The organism is Mesorhizobium sp. M0018 (assembly GCF_040323955.1).
Taxonomy (GTDB): domain Bacteria; phylum Pseudomonadota; class Alphaproteobacteria; order Rhizobiales; family Rhizobiaceae; genus Mesorhizobium.
On sequence record NZ_JAMYVL010000013.1, the window covers coordinates 105,310 to 124,470 of the forward strand.

The window sequence follows — 19,161 nt, forward strand, 5'->3', positions numbered from 1 at the left end:
GGCGAACCATGGCGTCGCGAAAAGTCATCATCACCTGCGCCATCACCGGGTCGGTGCACACCCCGTCGATGTCGCCGCATCTGCCCGTGACGCCAGACCAGATCGCCGCAGACGCGATCGCCGCCGCCGAAGCCGGCGCCGCGATCCTGCATCTTCACGCCCGCGACCCCAGCGACGGGCGGCCGACCGCCGACCCCGAGGTGTTCATGCAGTTCCTGCCGCGCATCAAGCAGGCGACCGATGCGGTGATCAACATCACCACTGGCGGATCGTCGCTGATGACGCTCGACCAGCGGTTGGCCGCCCCGCTCAGGGCCGAGCCCGAAATGTGCTCGCTCAATATGGGCTCGATGAATTTCGCGCTGTTCCCGATGCTCGACCGGCCGCGCGAATGGCAGCACGAATGGGAGCCGAAGCTGCTCGAGGCTACCCATGACACGATCTTCAAGAACACCTTTGCCGACATGGAGACGGTGCTCGAGAAGCTCGGGCGTGGTTGCGGCACGCGCTTCGAATTCGAGTGCTACGATGTCGGCCATCTCTATTCGCTGGCGCATTTTCGCGATCGTGGACTGGTGTCCGGACCTTTATTCATCCAGTTTGTTTTGGGCATTCTTGGCGGCATCGGCGCAGATCCAGAAAACCTGATCCATATGAAGCGCATCGCCGACAAACTGTTCGGCGACAGCTACCGGTTTTCGGTGCTGGCCGCCGGACGCCACCAGATGCCGATGATCTCGATTGCGGCGGCGATGGGCGGCAATGTCCGCGTCGGGCTGGAGGACAGCCTCTACGACGGGCGCCAGCTCGCCAAGTCCAATGCCGACCAGGTGCGCCGCATCCGCGGCGTGCTCGACGGATTGTCGCTGGACGTCGCGACGCCGGCCGAGGCGCGGCAGATGCTGGCGCTCAAAGGCGGCGACCGCGTGGCGTTCTGAGATGCGACCGTGACCAACCCACCGTCAAGAGACATTGTCATCCGGCCCGGGACCGTCGAGGACGTCGAAACCATCCACGCCGCGCTCCTGCGGCTCGGCGCGCATGTCGGCGCACATCAGGAGATCACCTCGACAGCTCAGGATCTCCGCACCTATGGCTTTGGCGAAAAGCCTGCCTTCTCGACCTTGATCGCCGAAATCGGTGGCGAATTTGCCGGGCTTTGCCTGTATTTCCCGATCTTCTCGACATGGATGGGACGGCCCGGCGTCTATGTGCAGGACCTCTATGTCGAGGACCGTTTTCGTGGCCGCAGGATCGGCGAACGCCTGCTGCGCCGAGTCGCGGCGCAATGCCGGAAGAACGGCGGCGCCTATCTCAGGCTGTCCGTCGATACCGACAACGAGACCGCCAAGGCTTTTTACGAACGATTGGGCATTGCCTGGTCCAGCTACGAGCAGGTGCAGAAGATCGTCGGCGACGCCTTTTTCGCTTTTGCCGATGCACCGGAGGAGCCAACATGAAAGCCTTCTATGCCGAAGAACAGAAGCGCCACGACCCGAAGGCGTTCCTCTCGAGCGGCGCGCCGCAGCCCAATCCGGAAAAGCCGGAACGGGTCGAGCGATTGTTGGCCGGCGCAAAGGCTGCCGGCTGCACGATCGAACGGCCGCGGGATCACGGGCTCGGCCCGATTGCGGCGGTGCATACGCCGGAATATCTCTATTTTCTCCAGCATATCTTCGCGCGCTGGCAGCGCATCGAGGGCGCGTCGGCCGAGGTCATCCCCAATATCCATCCGATCGCGCGGAACGGCTCCTATCCGGCCTCGGCGGTCGGCCAGGCCGGCTACCACATGGCCGACACCGCCTGCCCGATCTCCGGCGAGACGTGGCAGAGCGCGCTTTGGAGCGCCTGGAGCGCGGTTGAAACGGCCGCGGCGGTGATGTCGGGAGCGCCGGCCGCCTATGCGCTGTGCCGGCCGCCCGGCCATCACGCCTTTGCCGATGTCGCCGGCGGCTTCTGCTTCGTCAACAATTCGGCCGTCGCTGCACAGGTTCTGCGCAAGCAGGCGGCGCGGGTGGCGATCCTCGATGTCGACCTGCACCACGGCAACGGCACGCAAGGCATCTTCTATGCCCGGCCGGACGTGCTCACCGTGTCGCTGCATGCCGACCCGGTGCGCTTCTACCCGTTTTTCTGGGGCTATGGCGACGAGCGCGGCGAAGGCGCCGGCCTCGGCTACAATCTCAACCTGCCGCTGCCGCGCAAATCCGGCGATGCAGCGTTCCTCGAAGCGCTGGAGGCATCGTTCCAGCGCGTCAACACCTTCTCGCCCGATGCGCTTGTGGTGGCGCTGGGGCTAGATGCCTTCGAAGGTGATCCGTTCGGCGGGCTGTCGGTGAGCACGCCTGGTTTTTCGCGCATTGGCGAGGTGATCGCCGGGCTCGGCTTGCCAACGGTCATCGTCCAGGAAGGCGGCTATCTCTGCGACGAGCTCGGCGACAATCTCACCGCCTTCCTCACCGGTTTTGACGGCGCCCACAAGCGATGATCCGCCCGCGAGGGCCGCTCAGGATCGTTCCTGCCTCAGCATGGCGACAACGCGGTGCACGCTCTCCAGCGTCTCGTCGATTTCGGCTGAAGTGTTGTAATGAGCGATGCCGATGCGCACCACCCCCTGCTCGGCCGGAATGCCGAGCTGGTGGACGATCTCCCAGGCGTAGTTGTGGCCGGACCACAGGAAGATGTTTTCGGCATTCATCTGCCGCACGATCGTCTCCGGCACGATGCCTTCGACAGTGAACGACACCGTCGGCACACGCTCATTGATCCGCTTCGGATCGGTGATGCCGTGGATGGTCAGGCCGGCAATATCCGACAGACCGTCGATCAGCTGTTGCGCCAGCGGGTTCTCGTAAGCGATTGAAACTTCGAAGGCCTTGGCGATTTTCAGCCGACGCGATCCTTGCGCGCCGGCTGCCGCGCCCAACTCGGCAAAATAATCGACAGCCGCCGACAGGCCGGCCATCAATTCAATTTGCGGCGTGCCGAGCTCGAAGCGCTCCGGCAAGGCATTGGACGAGCAACGGCATTTATACGGCTTAAGCGCATCGATAACGTCCAGCCTGCCCCACAAAATCCCCATATGCGGGCCGAAGAACTTGTAAGCCGAGCAGATCAGGAAATCGCAGCCGAGGTTTTGGACGTCGATCAGGCCATGCGGCGCGAACTGGACGGCATCGACGTAGACCAACGCACCAGCCCGCCTGGCGATGCCGGTCAACGCCTTCACCCGGTTGATCGACCCGGTGAGATTGCTGGCGTAGTTGAGCGCGACGAGCCGCGTCCTCTCGGAAAGCAGCGCGGCGAGCGCCGCCTCTTCGATCTGCCAGCTCTGCTGGTCGAAGGGCAGCCAGCGCACGACAAGGCCAAGGTCTTCTGCCAGTTGCAGCCAAGGCGAGACGTTGCCCTCATGGTCCGTGCGGGTGAGGATGATCTCGTCCCCGGGCTTCATCGTGCGGCCGAGCGTTCGCGACATGTGGTAGGTCAATGTCGTCATGTTGGCACCGATGATAATTTCCTGCGGGCTCGCAGCGCCGAGAAAATCCGCCATCGCCAGATGGGCCTCGTCCCCGATGCCTTGTGCTGCAACGGTGGTGTCGAAGAAGCCGCCGAGGTTGGCATTCGTGGTCAGCAAGCAACGCGATACTGCGTCGGCCACCGACTGCGGCACCTGCGTGCCGGCAGGATTGTCGAGATAGATGCGCCGGCGGCCCTTGTCGGTCAGCGACAAAGCCGGAAATTTCGCGCGCACCGCGTCGATCCAGAAGTCCATGGCTGTTCCCCTCTCCTTATGACGATCGGACAACCGCGTCCCGACGCATCAAGGGCACGGATTGCCGACGCGCTGGTGGATCGCATCAACGGCTTTCTGCATGTCCTCGGTCCAGACCACGTCGGCGGAAGAGAGCGCCATTTCGAGTTGCGAAATGGTGGTGGCGCCGATGATGTTCGAGGTGACCAAGGGCCGGTTCGAGACATAGGCATTGGCAAACAGCGCCGGCTCCATGCCGAAGGTGCGCGCCAACCGGTTGTATTCGAGCTGCACGTCGGCAGCATTCGGAGTCTCGTAGCGCTGGCCGCGGTTGAACAACTGCGAGCGCGAGCCCTGCGGCCGCGCGCCATGATCGTATTTGCCGGTCAAATAGCCTTGCGCCAGCGGCGAATAGGCAAGCAGCGACACCTGCTCGCGCTCGCAGACTTCGGCAAGGTTCACCTCGAAGGTGCGATTGACGAAATTATAGGCGTTCTGCAGCGAGGCGACGCGCGGGCCGAGGCCCTTGTCGGCTTCGGCGATGAAACGCATGACGCCCCAGGAATTCTCGTTCGACAGGCCGAAATGGCGGATCTTGCCGGCCTTCACCAGTTCATCAAATACGGCAAGCGTCTCGGCGATCGGCGTCTCTCCTTCCGGCACGCCGGCGGCATCGGAGCGTCGCGGTACGGCGCCGATGCGGTTCGGATTGGCGCCCCACGGCACGTCGCGTTCCGGCCAATGGATCTGATAGAGGTCGATGTAATCGGTGTTGAGCCTGGCGAGTGACTTATCGATAGCGTCGAAGATATCGGCGCGCACCAGCTTAGACGGGCGGTCGCCGCGAAACCAAGTGTTGGCGGTGCGACCAACTACCTTCGAGGCGATGATCACCTGGTCGCGATTGCGCTTCGCCTTCATCCAATTGCCGATGAATGTCTCGGTACGGCCTTGTGTCTCCGCCTTGGGCGGGATCGGATAGAGTTCGGCGGTGTCGATGAAATTGACGCCGCGAGCAAACGCCAGATCCATCTGGGCGTGACCGTCCGCCTCGGTGTTCTGCTGGCCCCAGGTCATCGATCCGAGGCAGATTTGCGACACGAAAAGATCGGTCTGGCCGAGACGGCGTTTGTGCATGGAGTTTCTCCGGCGGGAATTTTGCGCGGCTGCGCGAGGAGGAAGCAATAGCATACAGGAAAGCGTCGCCCGCTTCCAAGCCCACGGATGGAAGGTCAGACGACTTTCCCGGGACGCCGGCGGACAGGGTTTATCCCTGCGGCTAATAAAAAGCCGGACTGCATTTTCATGCAGTCCGGAAGTTCGCCAGGAATGGCGAGGAAAAAACCGGCCAAGTGCCGGCATAGACGCCTACGGTCAAAGCGCCGCAGAAGTTTCGCCGGACCAGCCGAATTATGTCAAAAAAGATCAGGGCAGCATGGCTGCCATGCGAATGCTGCACTGCACAATCGTCATGATCTGCTTATATTGACCGCCTTGGAGGTTCAATAAGGGGCTTGAATCATGGGATTCTTCACTGAAATGTTCGCTCGTCCGCGTCCGCGGGAACAGCTGCGCTATCGAGCGGCGCTGGCGCTGCTCCATTCGATGAGCAATGCCGATCGCGCCGATATCGGCGTTAAGCCTGCCGATTTCCCGCGCATCGCCCGGGAAATGTCCCTGCGCTAAACAACCGTGAGATATCCGCCGTGGCGGAAATCTCCCGAGCGGATCTCAACGCGATCCGAGGAAGATCGACTTGCCCAATGCCACGCCGTTGTGGCGCAGGATGTCGTAGGCGGTGGTCAGGTGGAAATAGAAATTGGGCATGGCGGCATGCAGTAGATACTGCATCCCCGGCATCGAAACCTCGCGTCCCGCAAGCCGCAGTTCGACTATCCTGTCATCTGAACCATCGAATTCGGCCGCCGAAAATGTCGCGAGATAGTCGAGCGTCTTGGTAAGGCGGGCCTGCAGATCAGCGAAGTTCGCCTCATTGTCCTCGTATTTTGGCACCTCGCGTCCCGCAAGCCGTGACGGGGCGCCTTTGGCGTGATCGGTGGCAATCTGTACCTGCCTGGTCAGGGCAAACATGTCCGGCGCCAACCTCGCCGTCAGATACACCTGCGGATCGATCTTGCGATCAGCCGCATTTTGCTCGGCAATGTTCAGCACATTGGCTAGTGCCTTCAGCCTCGCCGAAAATACCGGCACGGATGCTTCATACATTGATATGGTCACAAGAAATCTCCACGCGGCCCGACTGCCGAGGGCGAGAGGTAGCGCCTTCGCAGGCGATTGTTCAAGCGTCACCACGTCGCCGCAATCGATATGATAGGATTTTTCATCGAGTGGAGGTTCCCGATGAGACGCGCCCTTTTTGCAGCGACCGCTTTTGTGTCTCTTGCCATTGCCGGCCAATCGGCGCTCGCCGCAGACGCGCCTTATATCGACGACAGGTCGAATGCCGAAGCGGTCATCCGGTCACTTTATAGTGCCATCAGCCGGCACGAATTCGCGCGCGCCTGGGATTATTTCGGCGACACCAAGCCGGCCAAGGATTTCAATTCCTTCGTCAAAGGCTATGACAGCACGGACACGGTCGAAGTCAAAACCGGTGGCGTATCCGAAGACGGGGCTGCCGGCAGCATCTACTATAGCGTTCCGGTCGCCATCCGGGCGACGGCCAAGGACGGCAGCGAAAATGTCTTTGCCGGCTGCTATACGCTGCGCCAGATCAACGCCTCGATCCAGGAACCGCCATTTCGCTCGATCTTCATCGATAAGGGTGCGCTGAAACCCTCAAAGGCCGATTTCGAGGATGCCGTGCCGGCAAGCTGCGGCGAAGGACGGCCGCCGCCGAAGAAGGACGCAGCGCTTGAGCAAGCCAAAAAGGCGTTTGCCGCGACTTATGGCGACCAGTGTGACAAGGATCTTTTGGCGCAGGAGCCGGACATTTTCTCGATCCACTATAAGGGCAAGGATACGTCTGCCAGTGATCCCGAAAGCGAAACGCGGCTTTTCCATTTCGCCTGCTCGGCCGCGGCCTACAACGAAAACTCGATCTATTACATGAGCGACGACGTGCTTGGCGTGAGACAATTGCAGTTCGCCGAACCTGAGATGGACATCCGCTACGAGAACAATGACAGCGACGGCAAATTGCTGGGCATGACCATAGTTGGCTTCCAGACCTCCGGCTGGGCAACTAATTCCGATTACGACGAAGAGACCAAGACGATCACCAGCTTCAACAAATGGCGTGGCATCGGCGATGCCTCTTCATCAGGGACCTATCTGTTTCGCAACGGCGATTTTTCCCTGGTCCAGTACGATGTCGACGCGTCTTATGACGGCGAGGAAAATCCGCAGACGGTCGTCGACTACAATACCGCGCCTTAGGGAGCCTTCGACAACATCCAATTGAGCGTGCCGCGCCAGTCGGTCATGCGGATAGGGGTGCCATGCGTGCCGGTCTCGAAGCGGACGAAGCGGGTCGGATAGGCTTTCGATTTGGCCAGAATCGATCGGAAGAAGGCTTCCTGTTTCTCGATTGGAAACACCGGGTCCTTGCTGCCCTGGCCGAAGAAGACCGGCACACGACGCTTGAAGGCGGGGCTTGAGAAGAAACTCTCGTCCCATAGCGAGCCGAGCAGCAGCAGCCCGTCGATGCGCCCGCCGGTGTCATGGCGGGCGGCCAGCTTCCAGCATATTGAGCCGCCCATCGAGCCGCAGGCGACGAAGATTTTTGCGCTCGGCGATTGTTCGGCATAGTGGTTGATCAGCGCGGCGATCTGGGTCGCACCGGTGTCGCCGAAATCGGAAAAATCCGGCGACAGATAGAGGCCGCCATTGCCGGCCATCAGGTTCTTGATGCGGTTGAAATTGCCGCCGAAGGTGAAGTCGTCAATGCCCTGCTTGCGGCTGCCGCCCTGCCCGTGCAGATAAAGCACGATGATGCTGGCGCCCCCGGTCTTGCCGACGGCAATATGGCGGACATCGCCTGCATCGGTCGGCAGCAAGAGATCGTGCTGCACCTTACGCACGCCGGTGTCGGAGTATTGCGCGTGTACACGACGCTCAGGCACTTCGTCACGAGCGTTGATGTCGCGCAGCTCACGATAATCGACAACCGTATAGGCGCCGTTGCTCTCGGACGAGAGCGTGCCCGGGTAGGCGAACAGATCGTCCTTGAAGGGTTTGAGTTCGAGAGCGTTGGCGTAGGCGGCACAAGAGAGCGACAAAAGAATCGCCATCAGCAGGGCCGGGAGGCCGAAGAGAGGCAAGCGGAACCGGAAGCAGGAACGAAAGGCCATCCCTCAGCCATGCGTTTTTCGGCTTCGGTTTGTCAATCCTGCAGCACGCCGCCGGCGCCTTCCAGCGCCTCGCGCGTGTCGACGTCGACGGCTGCCCCTTCGCCGATCTCGACATCGATGACGTCTAGCCCTTCGGCCTCGACCAGATGGCGGGCGCCGGTATCGCCTTCGAGGTGAGCGATCGCGGCAAACAGCGAACGCGGCAGCAGCACCGGATTGCCGCGCCGCCCGTCGTGCGAGGCCCGCACCACCGATCGGCCTTCGGACCTGCGGAACGCCTCAATCAGCCTGTCGAGGTCGGCCGAGGCGACGCCGGGCATATCGCCGAGGACAATCATGGCGCCGGCGGCGTCGCCGGAAATCTTGGCGATGCCGGCCTTCAGCGACGAAGACAGACCCTCGCCGAAATCCGGATTGTCGGCGAAGGTCACATCGAGGCCAGACAGTGCATCGCGCACGCGCTCGCGCTGGTGGCCAGTGACGACGATAGTGGCCCCGGCTTTCGAACCGACCGCGCGTTCGGCAGTGCGACGGACCAGCGGCTTGCCATCGAAGAGCGCCAAGAGCTTGTTCGGCCCGCCCATGCGGCTGGAGCGGCCGGCGGCCAGAAGCACGATCTCGACCTTTGGTTCGGCTTTGGCCGGCAATGGCTCGCGCGGCTGCGGCCGCGTCGGAATTTCCATCAACAGCCCGCCGACACCCATGCCGGCAATATCCCTGGCGGTCACGTCGAGACCGGCGATCAGCCGGTCAAGCACCCAGTCGAAGCCGTTCTCCTTGGGACTGCGGGCGCAGCCCGGCGCACCGATGATGCGCTTGCCGCCTAGAGTGCCTAGCACCAGCAGATTGCCGGGATCGACCGGCATGCCGGCGCGGATGACAGTGCCGCCTGCCTTTTCGATGGCAGCGGGAACGACGTCGCCGAAATCGGCCATCGCCGAGGCGCCGAAGATAACCACCATATCGTTGTCGCGGATCAGCGAGGCCGCAGCCTCGGCGACGGGGATAATTTCATGCAGGGTTCGACGCTCCGCCGTCAGCCTGCCGCCCGAACGCGCCAGGCGCGCTTCGGTGACGCGCAGCGTCTTGTCGAGCACGCTGGGTTTGATGCCGGGCAGCACCGTCTGGATGACGCCGACGCGCACCGGCTGATAGGCGTTGACCGCAAATATCTCGCCGCCGGCGCAGATCCTTGCCACGGCATCGACCAAAGCGGAGGCGACCGCAAATGGGATGATCTTCACCGTTGCTACCATCTGACCTTTTTCGACCGGCGCATGCTGCGCGAGCGTGGCGATGGTGATCGTCGGATCGACGGCGTTGATGGCGTTGATCATCGCCGCGTCGACGGTGAACATGCCGGCAGCCTGCGCGTGGAGGTTGACCCTGCCGGTCGCGGCGGGCTTCGCCTCGATGTTGCGATGGATCATGGATGCGGCGATCTTTTCGGCAGCGACGTCCTCGCTGAGATCATCGGGCGCCAACACCGCCGCTACGACCTCGGAAATGCCAGCGGCCTTCAACAGGGACACATCCCCGGCGCTTAGCCTGTGCGCCTTGCGGAAGCGGCGCTCTCCGGCTGTGGTGGCGTGCGCCAGCACTGCCCCTTCGGCCGCATCGATCGCAACGGGACCAAATTTCACGCGACCGCGCCTTTGGATTCGAGGCCGCGGGAGCGAAAGGCGTGGATCGCTTGCGCCAACACCGCGACGGCGATCTCGGCGGGGCTGGCGGCGCCGATGTCGAGGCCGATCGGGGCATGAATGCGGGCGATCTGGTCGGCGGTCGCTCCCGAAGCCAGCAGGCGTTCCACACGTTTGGCGTGGGTCTTGCGGCTGCCGAGCGCGCCGACATAAAAGCAGCCGGCGTCGAGCGCCGCCTTCAGCGCGGAATCGTCGATCTTCGGATCGTGGGTGAGAGCAGCCAGCGCCGTATAGCTATCGAGCGGCTGACGCGTCAGCACATCCTCTGGCCATTCGGCATGCAGCGCGATATCGGGAAAACGATCGGGCGTGGCAAAGGCCGTGCGCGGATCGATGATCTCGACAGGATAGCCGGCGATCCTGGCCATCGGTGCCAGCGCCTGGCTGATGTGGACGGCGCCGATCACCACGAGGCGCGGCTGCGGCAGATGTGCGTTGAGGAAGAAGGTCCGTCCCTCAGCTTCGACCGAACCGGAATTGCCCGTGCGAAATGCCTTGGCGATGGCCGCCCCGAGTTCGCCGGCTACCCGGTCGCCCTCGCGCACGACACGGTCGCGGCCGTCGTCGAGATCGGTGACCAGGATTGCCGCGCGGCGGGCGCGGCGTTCGGCGTTGAGTGTCTTCAGCGCATAGGGATCCATTCGAGATCAACCCAATCTTTCTACATAGACCTTGATGCGGCCGCCGCATGACAGGCCGACTTGCCAGGCGGTCTCGTCTGCGACGCCGAATTCGAGCATTTTGGCCTTGCCGCTATCGATAACATCGACCGCCTCGGTGACCACCGCGCCTTCGACGCAGCCGCCAGAGACTGAGCCGTGGAAATTGCCTTCGGCGTCGATGACCAGGTGGCTGCCGACCGGGCGCGGCGCCGAGCCCCAGGTCTCGACCACAGTGGCAATGGCGACATCCTTGCCGTCCTTCATCCAGCCCTCCGCGATGATCAGCGGGTCGCGGGCCTCATCGAGATAGATAGTGCGTTCCATGATTTTCTCCCTGGCAGACATGTGGTTATGCGACGCGCTTCACGCCAGCCTCGATCCACGGGCGCGCGTCGACCGAACGCATAAAAACAGCACGGTTGCCAGCGACCGGTCCGCACATAATCCGCACGGGTTAACAGATCGAGCGTCTCGTCGACCGTCCGCGGCGTCGGACGCGGTTTTCAACTCGGTCATTCTGTTTTCGCGGGCGCGGCCATCTGAAAGCCTCTACAAAGCGTGGTAGCCGCGGTTGTGATAGATCAGCGGCCGCAAATTATCGCCGATGCGCAAACCTGTAACTTGGCCAAAAAGCACACGGTGGGTGGCCAGATCCTTGGAGTCGATCAGTTCGCAGTCGAAGACGGCGAGCGCGCCCTTCAGCGTCGGCGCACCGGTCGAGATCACATCCCATTCGGCCAACGCGAAACGCTCCTCGACCGGCAGGCCGGTAATGCCGGAAAAGCCGATCGACAGCGGCTCCTGATCCGAAGCCAGCGTGTTCAGGGCAAATTTGCCGTTTTCCACGAACGGCTCGTTCTTGGGATTTTCACGATTGAGGCAAACCAGGATGGTTGGCGGCGTGTCCGACACCGAGCAGGCCGCGATCACCGTCGCGCCGCGCCTGCCGGCAGGGCCATCGGTGGTGACTACATGCACATGGCCAGCAAAATGGGCCATCGCGTCGCGGTAGGCCTGCGGCCCGATGTCATTCTTCTTCAGCACCGATGATTTTCCATTAGTCAGAACCAACCGTTATATATGGGGGGATATTGCAGGCCACAAGCGAAGTGCTTGACCCATATCCCGAATTCGCGTGTTGCGCCAAAGCTGGCCAGCCTTTAGGTCTTGACGGCATTGGCGCCGGCAACCACGCGACCGGCGTGGAGGAATTCTTCGCTCGCATGCGACGTTCGACAACCACAATAGCGGTGCTGGCCTGGCTCTCGGTCGCCGGTGGTGCGAGCGCCGAGACGCTGCTGGTCGGCGTCGCGGCTCCTTTGTCGGGGCCGTCGGCGATCCTCGGCAAACAGATCGAGGCCGGCGCGACAATGGCGGCTGAAGCTGACGGTACCGAGATCAGGACGATCGATGACGCCTGCACGGCCGACGGTGGCGCCGCCGCCGCGCGGGAATTCACCGCGGCCAAGGTCAACGTCGTCGTCGGGTTTTTGTGCACCGACGCAATCGAGGCGGCTCTGCCGATCCTCAAGGATGCCGGCATACCGGTGATCACAGTCGGCGTTCGCACGGAAAGCCTGACCGACCGGCGCGCCAAGACCGGATGGCCGATCTATCGTCTCGGGCCGCGCGGCGACGACGAGCGCAATGCCGTCGCTGCCATCCTCACCCGCCTATGGCAGACCGAGCTGTTCGCCATAGTCGACGACGGCACGATCTATGGCCGCGAAATGGCCGAGACGTTTCGGGCAGCCGCCGAGCAAGCGGCGCTGAAGCCGGTTTTCGTCGACACGTTCCGGCCGCAGCTCGATAACCAGATTGGCCTGATCGGCCGACTTAGGAAAGCCGGCGCAACGCATGTCTTTGCCGGCGGCGACGGCGATGATGTCGCCATTATGGGCCGGGATGCTGGCCAGCTAAATACCGGCATGGTGTTTGCCGGCGGCGAAGCGTTGCGCGCGCCGCTCGGCGACATGCCTTATGCCGTCGGCACGCTGATGATCGCGCCGCCCGAATGGGCCGATGTCGCCGACCCCAAGGTGCTGCAGAGCTTTGCCGGACAAAACATCGTGCCGGAAGGTTACACGCTGCCCGCCTATGCCGCGGTCGAGATCGCCAAGTCGGCTTCAGCATTGACGCAAAGCTCCGGCGAGAGGGTGGCCAACGTGCTGACCGCGCATGACTTCACCACGGCGATCGGACCGATCCGCTTTGACGAAAAAGGTGACCTGACGCAAAATTCTTATCGAGCCTTCCGTTTCGACGGCGGCCGTTTCGTGCCGGCGGAGAGCCAATGATGTCCAGCACAGGGATGTTCCATACGGGTCCGCGCAATCTCATCACCGACGTCGCCGGCCTGCGTGTCGGCAATGCGGCGAATGCCAAGCTGAAATCCGGTGTGACCACCGTCATCTGCGACGAACCGGCCGTGGCCGGCGTGCAAATCCTGGGCGGTGCGCCGGGCACCCGCGAAACCGACCTGCTCGAGCCGCACAATTCGATCCACGCCATCCATGCCCTGGTGCTTTCGGGCGGGTCTGCTTTTGGCCTCGACGCCGCGTCGGGGGTGCAGGCGGCACTGCGTGAAAGGGGCATCGGCGTCGAGGTCGGCGGCTTTCGCGTGCCGATCGTGCCGGCGGCGATCCTGTTCGACCTGCGCAATGGCGGCGACAAGGATTGGGGCCGGTATCCGCCTTACCGTGACCTTGGCTACGAAGCCGCGCAAGCCGCTGCGATAGACTTTGCGCTCGGCACTGCCGGCGCAGGTAGCGGGGCTTTGAGTTCCGGCCTGAAGGGCGGGCTCGGCTCGGCCTCGACAGTGCTGGACAGCGGCGTCACCATCGGCGCGCTCGCCGCCGTCAACCCGACCGGCTCGGTGACGGTCGCCGGGACCCGCCATTTCTGGGCGGCGCCGTTCGAGATCGGCGACGAGTTCGGCGGGTTAGGCTATCCCCACCCGATGCCTGACGATGCCAGAAAGGTCCTGCTGAAGTTCCGTGACAAGCATGCGGCAGAGCAGGCGGAAACCGGCGCCAACACGACCATCGCCGTGATCGCCACCGATGCGGTACTCACGAAGGCCGCCGCCAAACGCCTGGCGATATCGGCGCATGACGGCTTTGTCCGTGCCATTTGGCCGACGCACACGCCCGCAGACGGCGATCTGGTCTTCGCGCTGGCAACGGGCAAGAGCGGCATCGAGCTCGCACCCAACGATGCCGTCGATCTCTACGCCGCGGCCGGCGCCACGATGGCGCGCGCCATCAGCCGCGGCGTCTTTGCCGCGACGCCGGCCGAGGGCGACCTGTTCCCGGTCTGGTCGTCGCGCTGAACGCGCAACGCTCATTCGGGTGAGCCGTAATCAGACTGGATTATGATCAGGTGGGTTCGGATTTTTCTTCCTCGAAGGTGACCGCAACATCCGAGTTTGCCGACAGCCGCACCTTCTGGCCCTCGACCTCGGCGACAAGGCTGAGAGGAATGAAGTGGTGATGGCCCCTGTGAGCGCCCTCGCCGCTGTCGCGCTTGGTCAGCTTTATGCGATCTCCGTCAACCTTGTCGACGGTACCGACATGGACGCCGTCGGCGCCGATCACTTCCATACGTTCGCGAATCTTGGCTGCATCTGTCATGGGGGTCTCCCTTAGAGCGCCGCGCGTCCTTTTGGACGCGCAAACGACGCTCTAAACATTTTGAATCAATGCATCGTGCCTTCCGAAAATCGATTCTGATTTTCGGAAGGCACGATGCGGTGAAGCTGCCGACAATAACAAACGGCGGCCGGATTGGATGCATCGACTTTGTGTTTCAGTCAGCACGATCTTTTGACAGCATCGTGATAGGGAATTTAGCGGCATCGACTGCCTGAATGGAAAGCCCATGCGAAATCTTGCCCTGTTTGCCGTCTGCCTGCTTGCCCCGCTCGCAACTTTGGCCGCCGCCCACGCAGGCGATGTCGCCGAGCTTGAGATCCTCGGCTTCAGCAGTGATGGCGGGGTCTTTGCCTTCGAGGAATACGGCGTCCAGGACGGATCGGGATTTCCCTATGCGATCCGCTATTATATCGACACGGCCGACGACAGTTTCCTGAAGGGCTCGCCGATACGTGTCCGGCTCGACGACGAGAATGCCACGGTGGCCGCAGCGCGGCTGCAAGCCCGGCAAAGGGGCGAAGCGATCGTCAGTCAGGCGGAACTCACGGCAAATCGCGGCATCACCGCCGGCTTCAACCCGGTGACCGAGCTTTCTGCCGATCCCTTCCGCATGGTGGTCAATCCGCGCCCGATCTTCTCGCCGGTCGACGATCCGCTCGAGTTCCGGCTCGACCAGATCGGCATGAACGACACCGAACGCTGCCAGAGCCAGGGCGAGATCAATGGCTTTCGCCTGCTGCGCATCGAGGCGAAGGATGGCGGCCAGACGAGGATCATTCACGAGGACAAATCGATCCCGCAAAGCAGAGGCTGTCCGAATGGCTACCAGATCGGCGCGGTTCAGACATTTTCGCTGAATAGCCTCAGCGCCTATGCCGTGCTGATCGCGGTGCGCCAATACGGCTTCGAAGGGCCGGACTATCGCTGGATCGCGGTAACCGGTCGCCTGTGACGTTCCCCGCCATGCGCTATCGCGCTCTGCGCCGTCTCCGCCGTGCTCTGCCGTCGCTGCGCACCGCATTTGCCGGTGCCTTGCTGTGGGCCACAGCGATGGGCGCCAGCGCGCTGCTCAATCTGCTGTTGTACGATTGGGAGACCCCGGCGAAGGTCCGCTTCGTCTCGCTGCTTTATGCTGCCGGCGGCGCGCTGGCCTTCCCGGTTGGGCTGTTTCTGGCGCGGCTCGTCTCGCTCGGACGCCACTGGGAAATCGCCCTCGCCGCCGCCTTCGTCTGCCTTCTCGCCGCGACAATTACCTTCACCGGCGGCCTCTTTGGGCTGCAATACCGCTCCTACTACGTCCAATGGCATGCACCCGCGCTCACCATCACGTGGGTTTTCCAGTTCGTGTTCACGATGTTGACGGCGCTTTACCAGTTCGTCGTCCTCGGCATCCGGCTGTATTTTCCGCTCGGTTTCGTTGCACTCGCTGTCGCCAGTGTCTGGTTTGCGCGCCAGCAACGTTGAGCATTTTGCCTGCCTCTGTTAGGACGCGGGCAAATGCTCTCGCAAGTCAGGACCGACTGATGATCCCTCGCTACTCCCGGCCGGAAATGGTGGCCATCTGGTCGCCCGAAACCCGGTTCCGCATCTGGTTCGAGATCGAGGCCTACGCCTGCGACGCATTGGCCGAGCTCGGCGTCATCCCAAAGGAGGCCGCCAAGACCATCTGGGAGAAAGGCGGAGCGGCGAAGTTCGACGTCGACGCCATCGACGAGATTGAGCGGGTCACCAAGCATGACGTCATCGCCTTTCTCACCCATCTTGCCGAATTCGTCGGGCCGGATGCCCGCTTCATCCACCAGGGCATGACATCCTCCGACGTTCTCGACACCTGTTTTGCCGTGCAGCTCACCCGCGCCAGCGACATCCTGCTGGCCGACATTGACGGGCTGCTTGCGGCGCTCAAGCGTCGCGCCTTCGAGCACAAGGACACCATCACTATCGGCCGCAGCCACGGCATCCATGCCGAGCCGACCACCTTCGGCGTCAAGCTGGCGCAGGCCTATGCCGAATTCTCGCGTTGCCGCGAGAGGCTGGTGCACGCACGCGAGGACATCGCCACCTGCGCCATCTCGGGTGCGGTCGGCACCTTCGCCAATATCGACCCCTACGTCGAAGAATACGTGGCCAAGAAACTCGGACTGAAGCCCGAGCCGGTGTCGACGCAGGTGATTCCGCGCGACCGCCATGCGATGTTCTTCGCCACGCTCGGCGTCATCGCCTCGTCGATCGAGCGGCTGGCGATCGAGGTGCGCCATCTGCAGCGCACCGAGGTACTCGAAGCAGAAGAGTACTTTTCACCCGGCCAGAAGGGCTCGTCGGCGATGCCGCACAAGCGCAACCCGGTGCTGACCGAGAACCTCACCGGCCTTGCCCGCATGGTGCGCTCCTTCGCATGGCCGGCAATGGAGAATGTGGCGCTCTGGCACGAGCGCGACATCTCGCATTCCTCGGTCGAGCGCATGATCGGGCCCGACGCGACGGTGACGCTCGATTTCGCGCTCTCACGGCTGACCAGCGTTGTCGACAAACTGCTCGTCTACCCCGACAACATGCTGAAGAACATGAACAAATTCCGTGGCCTTGTGCATTCGCAGCGCGTGCTGCTGGCGCTGACGCAAGCCGGTGTTTCGCGCGAGGACGCCTACCGGCTGGTGCAGCGCAACGCCATGAAGGTGTGGGAGCAAGGCGCTGATTTTCTTGAGGAACTTCTGGCCGACAAGGACGTTGTCGCTGCCCTGCCCGAGGCCGAGATCCGCGAGAAATTCGATTTGGGCTATCATACCAAGCACGTCGATACGATCTTCAGCAGAGTGTTTGGAGAGGTCTGATGATTTCGTCGGCCGGAGATTTCGATTTTCTTGCCCTGCCCGGGCGCGGCAATTCCGGGCCGGATCATTGGATGTCGCATTGGTGCCGGGTGTTCCCCAATTCGAGCCGCGTGCTGCAGGCCGAGTGGGACCGGCCTAAGCCTGAAGACTGGATCGGCCAGTTGGATGCCGCGGTGGCCGCCGCACCGCGCCACGTCGTGCTGCTTGCGCATTCGCTGGCGGTGGCGACGGCGGTGAAATGGGCTGCCGGCGCCAGTCAAAGCCAGCTCGACAAGGTCGCGGCGGCATTCCTGGTTGCCGCGACCAATGTCGAGGATACCGATCCTTCATTCGACGCGGTGCGCCCGTTCGCGCCGATGCCGCTGAAGCGCCTGCCCTTCCCGACATTGGTGGTGGCGAGCCGCAGCGACCCACGCGTCACCTTCGACAAGGCGACCGCCTTTGCCGGAGCCTGGGGTGCGGACATCGCCGATGCCGGCGATCTTGGCCATATGGGAAACGAGGCCCGCCTCGGCTTATGGCCAGCGGGCCTGCTGATGCTTGGACGCCTGCTTGAGAAGGCGAACCTCTAGCCTACGCCTTACCGGGAACCGTCCTTATCACCGTGCCCCACGGATCCTCGCGGGTGGTCTCGCTTGCGGCATTGTCCGAACGCATCTCGACCCAGGCCAAGCCGGAGCGGGCGGGATCGCGGCGACCGGCGCCCGCGCTCTGCCACGCATTTGCGCCAATGTGGTGATGATAGCCGCCGGACGACAGGAACACCGCCGCGCCACCGTACTTTGCCACTGTGTCGAAACCGAACTCCTGATGCCACCATGCTTCGGCTTCTTCCGGCCTGCCGACCCGCAAATGGACGTGGCCGATAATGCTGTTTTCCGGCGCGCCCTGCCAGCCGGCGTCACCGGCCGGCACTTCGGCAATGACCGACGGAATGTTCAGCCGCTCCGTCGCCATCGCGATCTTGTCGCCATTCCATTTCCAATCCTGGGGGCGGCGGTCGGCATAGATCTCGATGCCGTTGCCTTCCGGATCGGTCAGATAAAGAGCCTCGCTGACCAGATGGTCGGATGCGCCCTCGATGCCGATCTTACCGGCGATGGCGTGATTGATCCAGCGGCCGAGATCGGCCCGGCTGGGTAGCAGGAAGGCGGTGTGGAAAAGACCGGCGCTGCGCGGGTCATCGGGTTTCGCAGCCGGATCCGCTTCGATGTCGAGCAAAGGGCGATTGACTGCGCCGAGCGTAATCGTGCCGCCGGAGCGGGTCAGTTCCTGCAAACCGACGACTTTGCGATAGTAGGCAGCGAGATTTTCTGCATCGCGCGCCCGCAAGCCGACACGGGCAACGCTGACCGGGGTCGTCGCGGCAAAAGGCAGTTCGCTCATCAAAGTGCTCCGTTCAGCCGGCGCTCGACAAGCTTCCAACGAAGGAACCCGGCGCCATCAATCATTCTACGCCGTGTCCGTGCCAAAATCTCGGAACAGCCATTCTTTCTCAGCGACAGATCGTCGATCGCGATCGTTCACACAAGAGCGCAAGAAGCGAACATGGTGTTCACAATAGCGAGCAGAACCGGGCTGATGAGAGGCCGTTTGCGTGTCGCTGTTGAGTTCATACCCGGTTGCACCCGACAGCGCCTCTCGCTACATGCGCGCCATGAAAGTCAGGGAAGCAGATATTCTCATCGTGCCGGGCTACACCAATTCCGGCCCCGATCATTGGCAGAGCCGCTGGCAGTCGAAACTATCGACAGCGCGCCGCGTCGAACAGACGGAATGGTCGAAGCCGGTGCGCGAGGATTGGACGGCCGGTGTCGCCAAGGCGGTTAACGAGGCCGAGCGGCCGGTCGTCATTGTCGCTCACTCGCTTGGCGTCGCCGCGGTCATCCAGGCATTGCCTCGGTTCGAGCGACCGGTCGCCGGCGCTTTCTTCGTGGCGCCGCCCGATGTCGCCAACCCTGAGATAAAGCCGAGGCACCTGATGACCTTCGGCCCCTACCCGCGTGACCCGCTGCCATTTCCGTCGGTGGTGATCGCAAGCCGCAACGACCCGTTCTGCGCCTTCGGCGTCGCCGAGGACATTGCCGCGGCGTGGGGCTCGCTGTTCATCGACGCCGGCGATGCCGGTCATCTCAACGCGGATTCCGGCTTCGGCCCATGGCCCGAAGGTTCGATGACGTTCGCGAAATTCCTGACGGATCTCTAGAGCGGTTCATCGTTTCACGGAAACGGCGAACCGCTCTATCTC

General features: G+C 62.8%; 22 protein-coding genes and 1 pseudogene. 12 read left to right on the top strand and 11 right to left on the bottom strand.

Features of this window, described 5'->3' with window-relative positions:
* The first annotated feature begins 8 nt into the window (after positions 1-8).
* The 3 genes from kce to NKJ81_RS19495 are packed head-to-tail and all read left to right on the top strand — an operon-like array spanning position 9 to position 2,488.
* Positions 9-938 carry a 3,5-dioxohexanoate:acetyl-CoA acetone transferase gene (kce, locus tag NKJ81_RS19485; protein ID WP_352541418.1) on the top strand — a complete coding sequence of 310 codons (930 nt, stop codon included), beginning with the start codon at positions 9-11 and terminating at the stop codon, positions 936-938.
* Between the two features lie 9 nt (positions 939-947).
* Positions 948-1,460, top strand: a complete 513-nt coding sequence (locus NKJ81_RS19490; RefSeq protein WP_352501604.1) for a GNAT family N-acetyltransferase — start codon at positions 948-950, stop codon at positions 1,458-1,460.
* Entirely contained in the window at positions 1,457-2,488 is a 1,032-nt protein-coding gene (locus NKJ81_RS19495; RefSeq protein ID WP_352541419.1) for a histone deacetylase family protein, read from the top strand. Before NKJ81_RS19490 ends, NKJ81_RS19495 begins: the two co-directional genes overlap by 4 nt.
* A gap of 18 nt (positions 2,489-2,506) precedes the next feature.
* Here NKJ81_RS19495 and NKJ81_RS19500 read toward each other — a convergent pair whose 3' ends face one another.
* Positions 2,507-3,772 (bottom strand): cysteine desulfurase-like protein, encoded by a 1,266-nt coding sequence (locus NKJ81_RS19500; protein ID WP_352541420.1) that lies wholly within the window; start codon positions 3,770-3,772, stop codon positions 2,507-2,509.
* 48 nt (positions 3,773-3,820) lie between these two features.
* The gene (locus NKJ81_RS19505; RefSeq protein ID WP_352501601.1) at positions 3,821-4,888 is read right to left on the bottom strand and encodes an aldo/keto reductase; all 1,068 of its coding nucleotides are present in this window, start codon (positions 4,886-4,888) and stop codon (positions 3,821-3,823) included.
* Positions 4,889-5,272: 384 nt separating this feature from the next.
* Here NKJ81_RS19505 and NKJ81_RS19510 point away from each other — a divergent pair, with 384 nt between their 5' ends.
* Positions 5,273-5,437, top strand: coding sequence for a hypothetical protein (locus NKJ81_RS19510; protein ID WP_023674744.1), 165 nt, complete (start codon positions 5,273-5,275; stop codon positions 5,435-5,437).
* A 45-nt stretch (positions 5,438-5,482) separates the two neighbouring features.
* Here NKJ81_RS19510 and NKJ81_RS19515 read toward each other — a convergent pair whose 3' ends face one another.
* On the bottom strand, positions 5,483-5,989 hold the full coding sequence (locus NKJ81_RS19515) for a DUF1993 domain-containing protein (protein ID WP_352541421.1): 507 nt from the start codon (positions 5,987-5,989) through the stop codon (positions 5,483-5,485).
* A gap of 123 nt (positions 5,990-6,112) precedes the next feature.
* Here NKJ81_RS19515 and NKJ81_RS19520 point away from each other — a divergent pair, with 123 nt between their 5' ends.
* The gene (locus NKJ81_RS19520) at positions 6,113-7,150 is read left to right on the top strand and encodes a DUF1176 domain-containing protein (RefSeq protein ID WP_352501600.1); all 1,038 of its coding nucleotides are present in this window, start codon (positions 6,113-6,115) and stop codon (positions 7,148-7,150) included.
* Here NKJ81_RS19520 and NKJ81_RS19525 read toward each other — a convergent pair.
* The 6 genes and pseudogenes from NKJ81_RS19525 to NKJ81_RS19545 form a co-directional block, all read right to left on the bottom strand.
* A complete protein-coding gene (locus tag NKJ81_RS19525) occupies positions 7,147-8,004 on the bottom strand; it encodes an alpha/beta hydrolase (RefSeq protein ID WP_352501599.1) in 858 nt (285 codons plus the stop codon). The two genes, NKJ81_RS19520 and NKJ81_RS19525, sit on opposite strands and share 4 nt — an antisense overlap.
* 92 nt (positions 8,005-8,096) lie before the next feature.
* On the bottom strand, positions 8,097-9,707 hold the full coding sequence (locus NKJ81_RS19530; protein ID WP_352541422.1) for an NTP transferase domain-containing protein: 1,611 nt from the start codon (positions 9,705-9,707) through the stop codon (positions 8,097-8,099).
* On the bottom strand, positions 9,704-10,408 hold the full coding sequence (locus tag NKJ81_RS19535) for an XdhC family protein (protein ID WP_352449412.1): 705 nt from the start codon (positions 10,406-10,408) through the stop codon (positions 9,704-9,706). The genes NKJ81_RS19530 and NKJ81_RS19535 overlap by 4 nt, the downstream gene beginning before the upstream one ends.
* Positions 10,409-10,414: 6 nt before the next feature.
* The gene (locus NKJ81_RS19540) at positions 10,415-10,753 is read right to left on the bottom strand and encodes an XdhC family protein (protein ID WP_352541423.1); all 339 of its coding nucleotides are present in this window, start codon (positions 10,751-10,753) and stop codon (positions 10,415-10,417) included.
* 63 nt (positions 10,754-10,816) lie between these two features.
* Positions 10,817-10,945: pseudogene (locus tag NKJ81_RS32660) on the bottom strand (AAA family ATPase); the annotation flags it as partial.
* Positions 10,946-10,978: 33 nt separating this feature from the next.
* Positions 10,979-11,473, bottom strand: a complete 495-nt coding sequence (locus NKJ81_RS19545; protein ID WP_352449411.1) for a flavin reductase — start codon at positions 11,471-11,473, stop codon at positions 10,979-10,981.
* Positions 11,474-11,652: 179 nt separating this feature from the next.
* Here NKJ81_RS19545 and NKJ81_RS19550 point away from each other — a divergent pair, with 179 nt between their 5' ends.
* The gene (locus tag NKJ81_RS19550; RefSeq protein WP_352541424.1) at positions 11,653-12,726 is read left to right on the top strand and encodes a branched-chain amino acid ABC transporter substrate-binding protein; all 1,074 of its coding nucleotides are present in this window, start codon (positions 11,653-11,655) and stop codon (positions 12,724-12,726) included.
* A 14-nt stretch (positions 12,727-12,740) separates the two neighbouring features.
* Entirely contained in the window at positions 12,741-13,760 is a 1,020-nt protein-coding gene (locus NKJ81_RS19555; RefSeq protein WP_352541458.1) for a P1 family peptidase, read from the top strand.
* A 46-nt stretch (positions 13,761-13,806) separates the two neighbouring features.
* On the opposite strand, the gene NKJ81_RS19560 is transcribed toward NKJ81_RS19555, so the two are convergent.
* A complete protein-coding gene (locus tag NKJ81_RS19560) occupies positions 13,807-14,061 on the bottom strand; it encodes a DUF2171 domain-containing protein (protein ID WP_023674734.1) in 255 nt (84 codons plus the stop codon).
* Positions 14,062-14,308: 247 nt separating this feature from the next.
* On the opposite strand from NKJ81_RS19560, the gene NKJ81_RS19565 reads away from it, so the two are divergent.
* From NKJ81_RS19565 to NKJ81_RS19580, 4 genes are read left to right on the top strand one after another with little or no spacing between them, the layout of a single operon-like run.
* Positions 14,309-15,034: a DUF2259 domain-containing protein gene (locus NKJ81_RS19565; RefSeq protein WP_352541425.1), complete on the top strand. Its 726-nt coding sequence runs from the start codon at positions 14,309-14,311 to the stop codon at positions 15,032-15,034.
* Positions 15,035-15,045: 11 nt separating this feature from the next.
* Complete coding sequence (locus tag NKJ81_RS19570) at positions 15,046-15,546, top strand: hypothetical protein (protein ID WP_352541426.1); 501 nt, start codon at positions 15,046-15,048, stop codon at positions 15,544-15,546.
* A 59-nt stretch (positions 15,547-15,605) separates the two neighbouring features.
* Positions 15,606-16,913, top strand: a complete 1,308-nt coding sequence (purB, locus tag NKJ81_RS19575) for an adenylosuccinate lyase (protein WP_352541427.1) — start codon at positions 15,606-15,608, stop codon at positions 16,911-16,913.
* Positions 16,913-17,485, top strand: a complete 573-nt coding sequence (locus NKJ81_RS19580; RefSeq protein WP_352495805.1) for an RBBP9/YdeN family alpha/beta hydrolase — start codon at positions 16,913-16,915, stop codon at positions 17,483-17,485. The genes purB and NKJ81_RS19580 overlap by 1 nt, the downstream gene beginning before the upstream one ends.
* A gap of 1 nt (position 17,486) precedes the next feature.
* On the opposite strand, the gene NKJ81_RS19585 is transcribed toward NKJ81_RS19580, so the two are convergent.
* Positions 17,487-18,299: a VOC family protein gene (locus NKJ81_RS19585; RefSeq protein WP_352541428.1), complete on the bottom strand. Its 813-nt coding sequence runs from the start codon at positions 18,297-18,299 to the stop codon at positions 17,487-17,489.
* Between the two features lie 271 nt (positions 18,300-18,570).
* On the opposite strand from NKJ81_RS19585, the gene NKJ81_RS19590 reads away from it, so the two are divergent.
* Positions 18,571-19,119 carry an RBBP9/YdeN family alpha/beta hydrolase gene (locus tag NKJ81_RS19590; RefSeq protein ID WP_352474656.1) on the top strand — a complete coding sequence of 183 codons (549 nt, stop codon included), beginning with the start codon at positions 18,571-18,573 and terminating at the stop codon, positions 19,117-19,119.
* Positions 19,120-19,161 lie beyond the last annotated feature (42 nt).

Bases quoted from the DNA above. Each gene is read 5' to 3' on its own strand.
- kce (WP_352541418.1), top strand. From the start codon at position 9: ATGGCGTCGCGAAAAGTCATCATCACCTGCGCCATCACCGGGTCGGTG.
- NKJ81_RS19495 (WP_352541419.1), top strand. From the start codon at position 1,457: ATGAAAGCCTTCTATGCCGAAGAACAGAAGCGCCACGACCCGAAGGCG.
- NKJ81_RS19500 (WP_352541420.1), bottom strand. From the start codon at position 3,772: ATGGACTTCTGGATCGACGCGGTGCGCGCGAAATTTCCGGCTTTGTCG.
- NKJ81_RS19505 (WP_352501601.1), bottom strand. From the start codon at position 4,888: ATGCACAAACGCCGTCTCGGCCAGACCGATCTTTTCGTGTCGCAAATC.
- NKJ81_RS19510 (WP_023674744.1), top strand. From the start codon at position 5,273: ATGGGATTCTTCACTGAAATGTTCGCTCGTCCGCGTCCGCGGGAACAG.
- NKJ81_RS19520 (WP_352501600.1), top strand. From the start codon at position 6,113: ATGAGACGCGCCCTTTTTGCAGCGACCGCTTTTGTGTCTCTTGCCATT.
- NKJ81_RS19525 (WP_352501599.1), bottom strand. From the start codon at position 8,004: ATGGCGATTCTTTTGTCGCTCTCTTGTGCCGCCTACGCCAACGCTCTC.
- NKJ81_RS19535 (WP_352449412.1), bottom strand. From the start codon at position 10,408: ATGGATCCCTATGCGCTGAAGACACTCAACGCCGAACGCCGCGCCCGC.
- NKJ81_RS19540 (WP_352541423.1), bottom strand. From the start codon at position 10,753: ATGGAACGCACTATCTATCTCGATGAGGCCCGCGACCCGCTGATCATC.
- NKJ81_RS19550 (WP_352541424.1), top strand. From the start codon at position 11,653: ATGCGACGTTCGACAACCACAATAGCGGTGCTGGCCTGGCTCTCGGTC.
- NKJ81_RS19555 (WP_352541458.1), top strand. From the start codon at position 12,741: ATGTTCCATACGGGTCCGCGCAATCTCATCACCGACGTCGCCGGCCTG.
- NKJ81_RS19560 (WP_023674734.1), bottom strand. From the start codon at position 14,061: ATGACAGATGCAGCCAAGATTCGCGAACGTATGGAAGTGATCGGCGCC.
- NKJ81_RS19565 (WP_352541425.1), top strand. From the start codon at position 14,309: ATGCGAAATCTTGCCCTGTTTGCCGTCTGCCTGCTTGCCCCGCTCGCA.
- NKJ81_RS19570 (WP_352541426.1), top strand. From the start codon at position 15,046: ATGCGCTATCGCGCTCTGCGCCGTCTCCGCCGTGCTCTGCCGTCGCTG.
- purB (WP_352541427.1), top strand. From the start codon at position 15,606: ATGATCCCTCGCTACTCCCGGCCGGAAATGGTGGCCATCTGGTCGCCC.
- NKJ81_RS19580 (WP_352495805.1), top strand. From the start codon at position 16,913: ATGATTTCGTCGGCCGGAGATTTCGATTTTCTTGCCCTGCCCGGGCGC.
- NKJ81_RS19585 (WP_352541428.1), bottom strand. From the start codon at position 18,299: ATGAGCGAACTGCCTTTTGCCGCGACGACCCCGGTCAGCGTTGCCCGT.
- NKJ81_RS19590 (WP_352474656.1), top strand. From the start codon at position 18,571: ATGAAAGTCAGGGAAGCAGATATTCTCATCGTGCCGGGCTACACCAAT.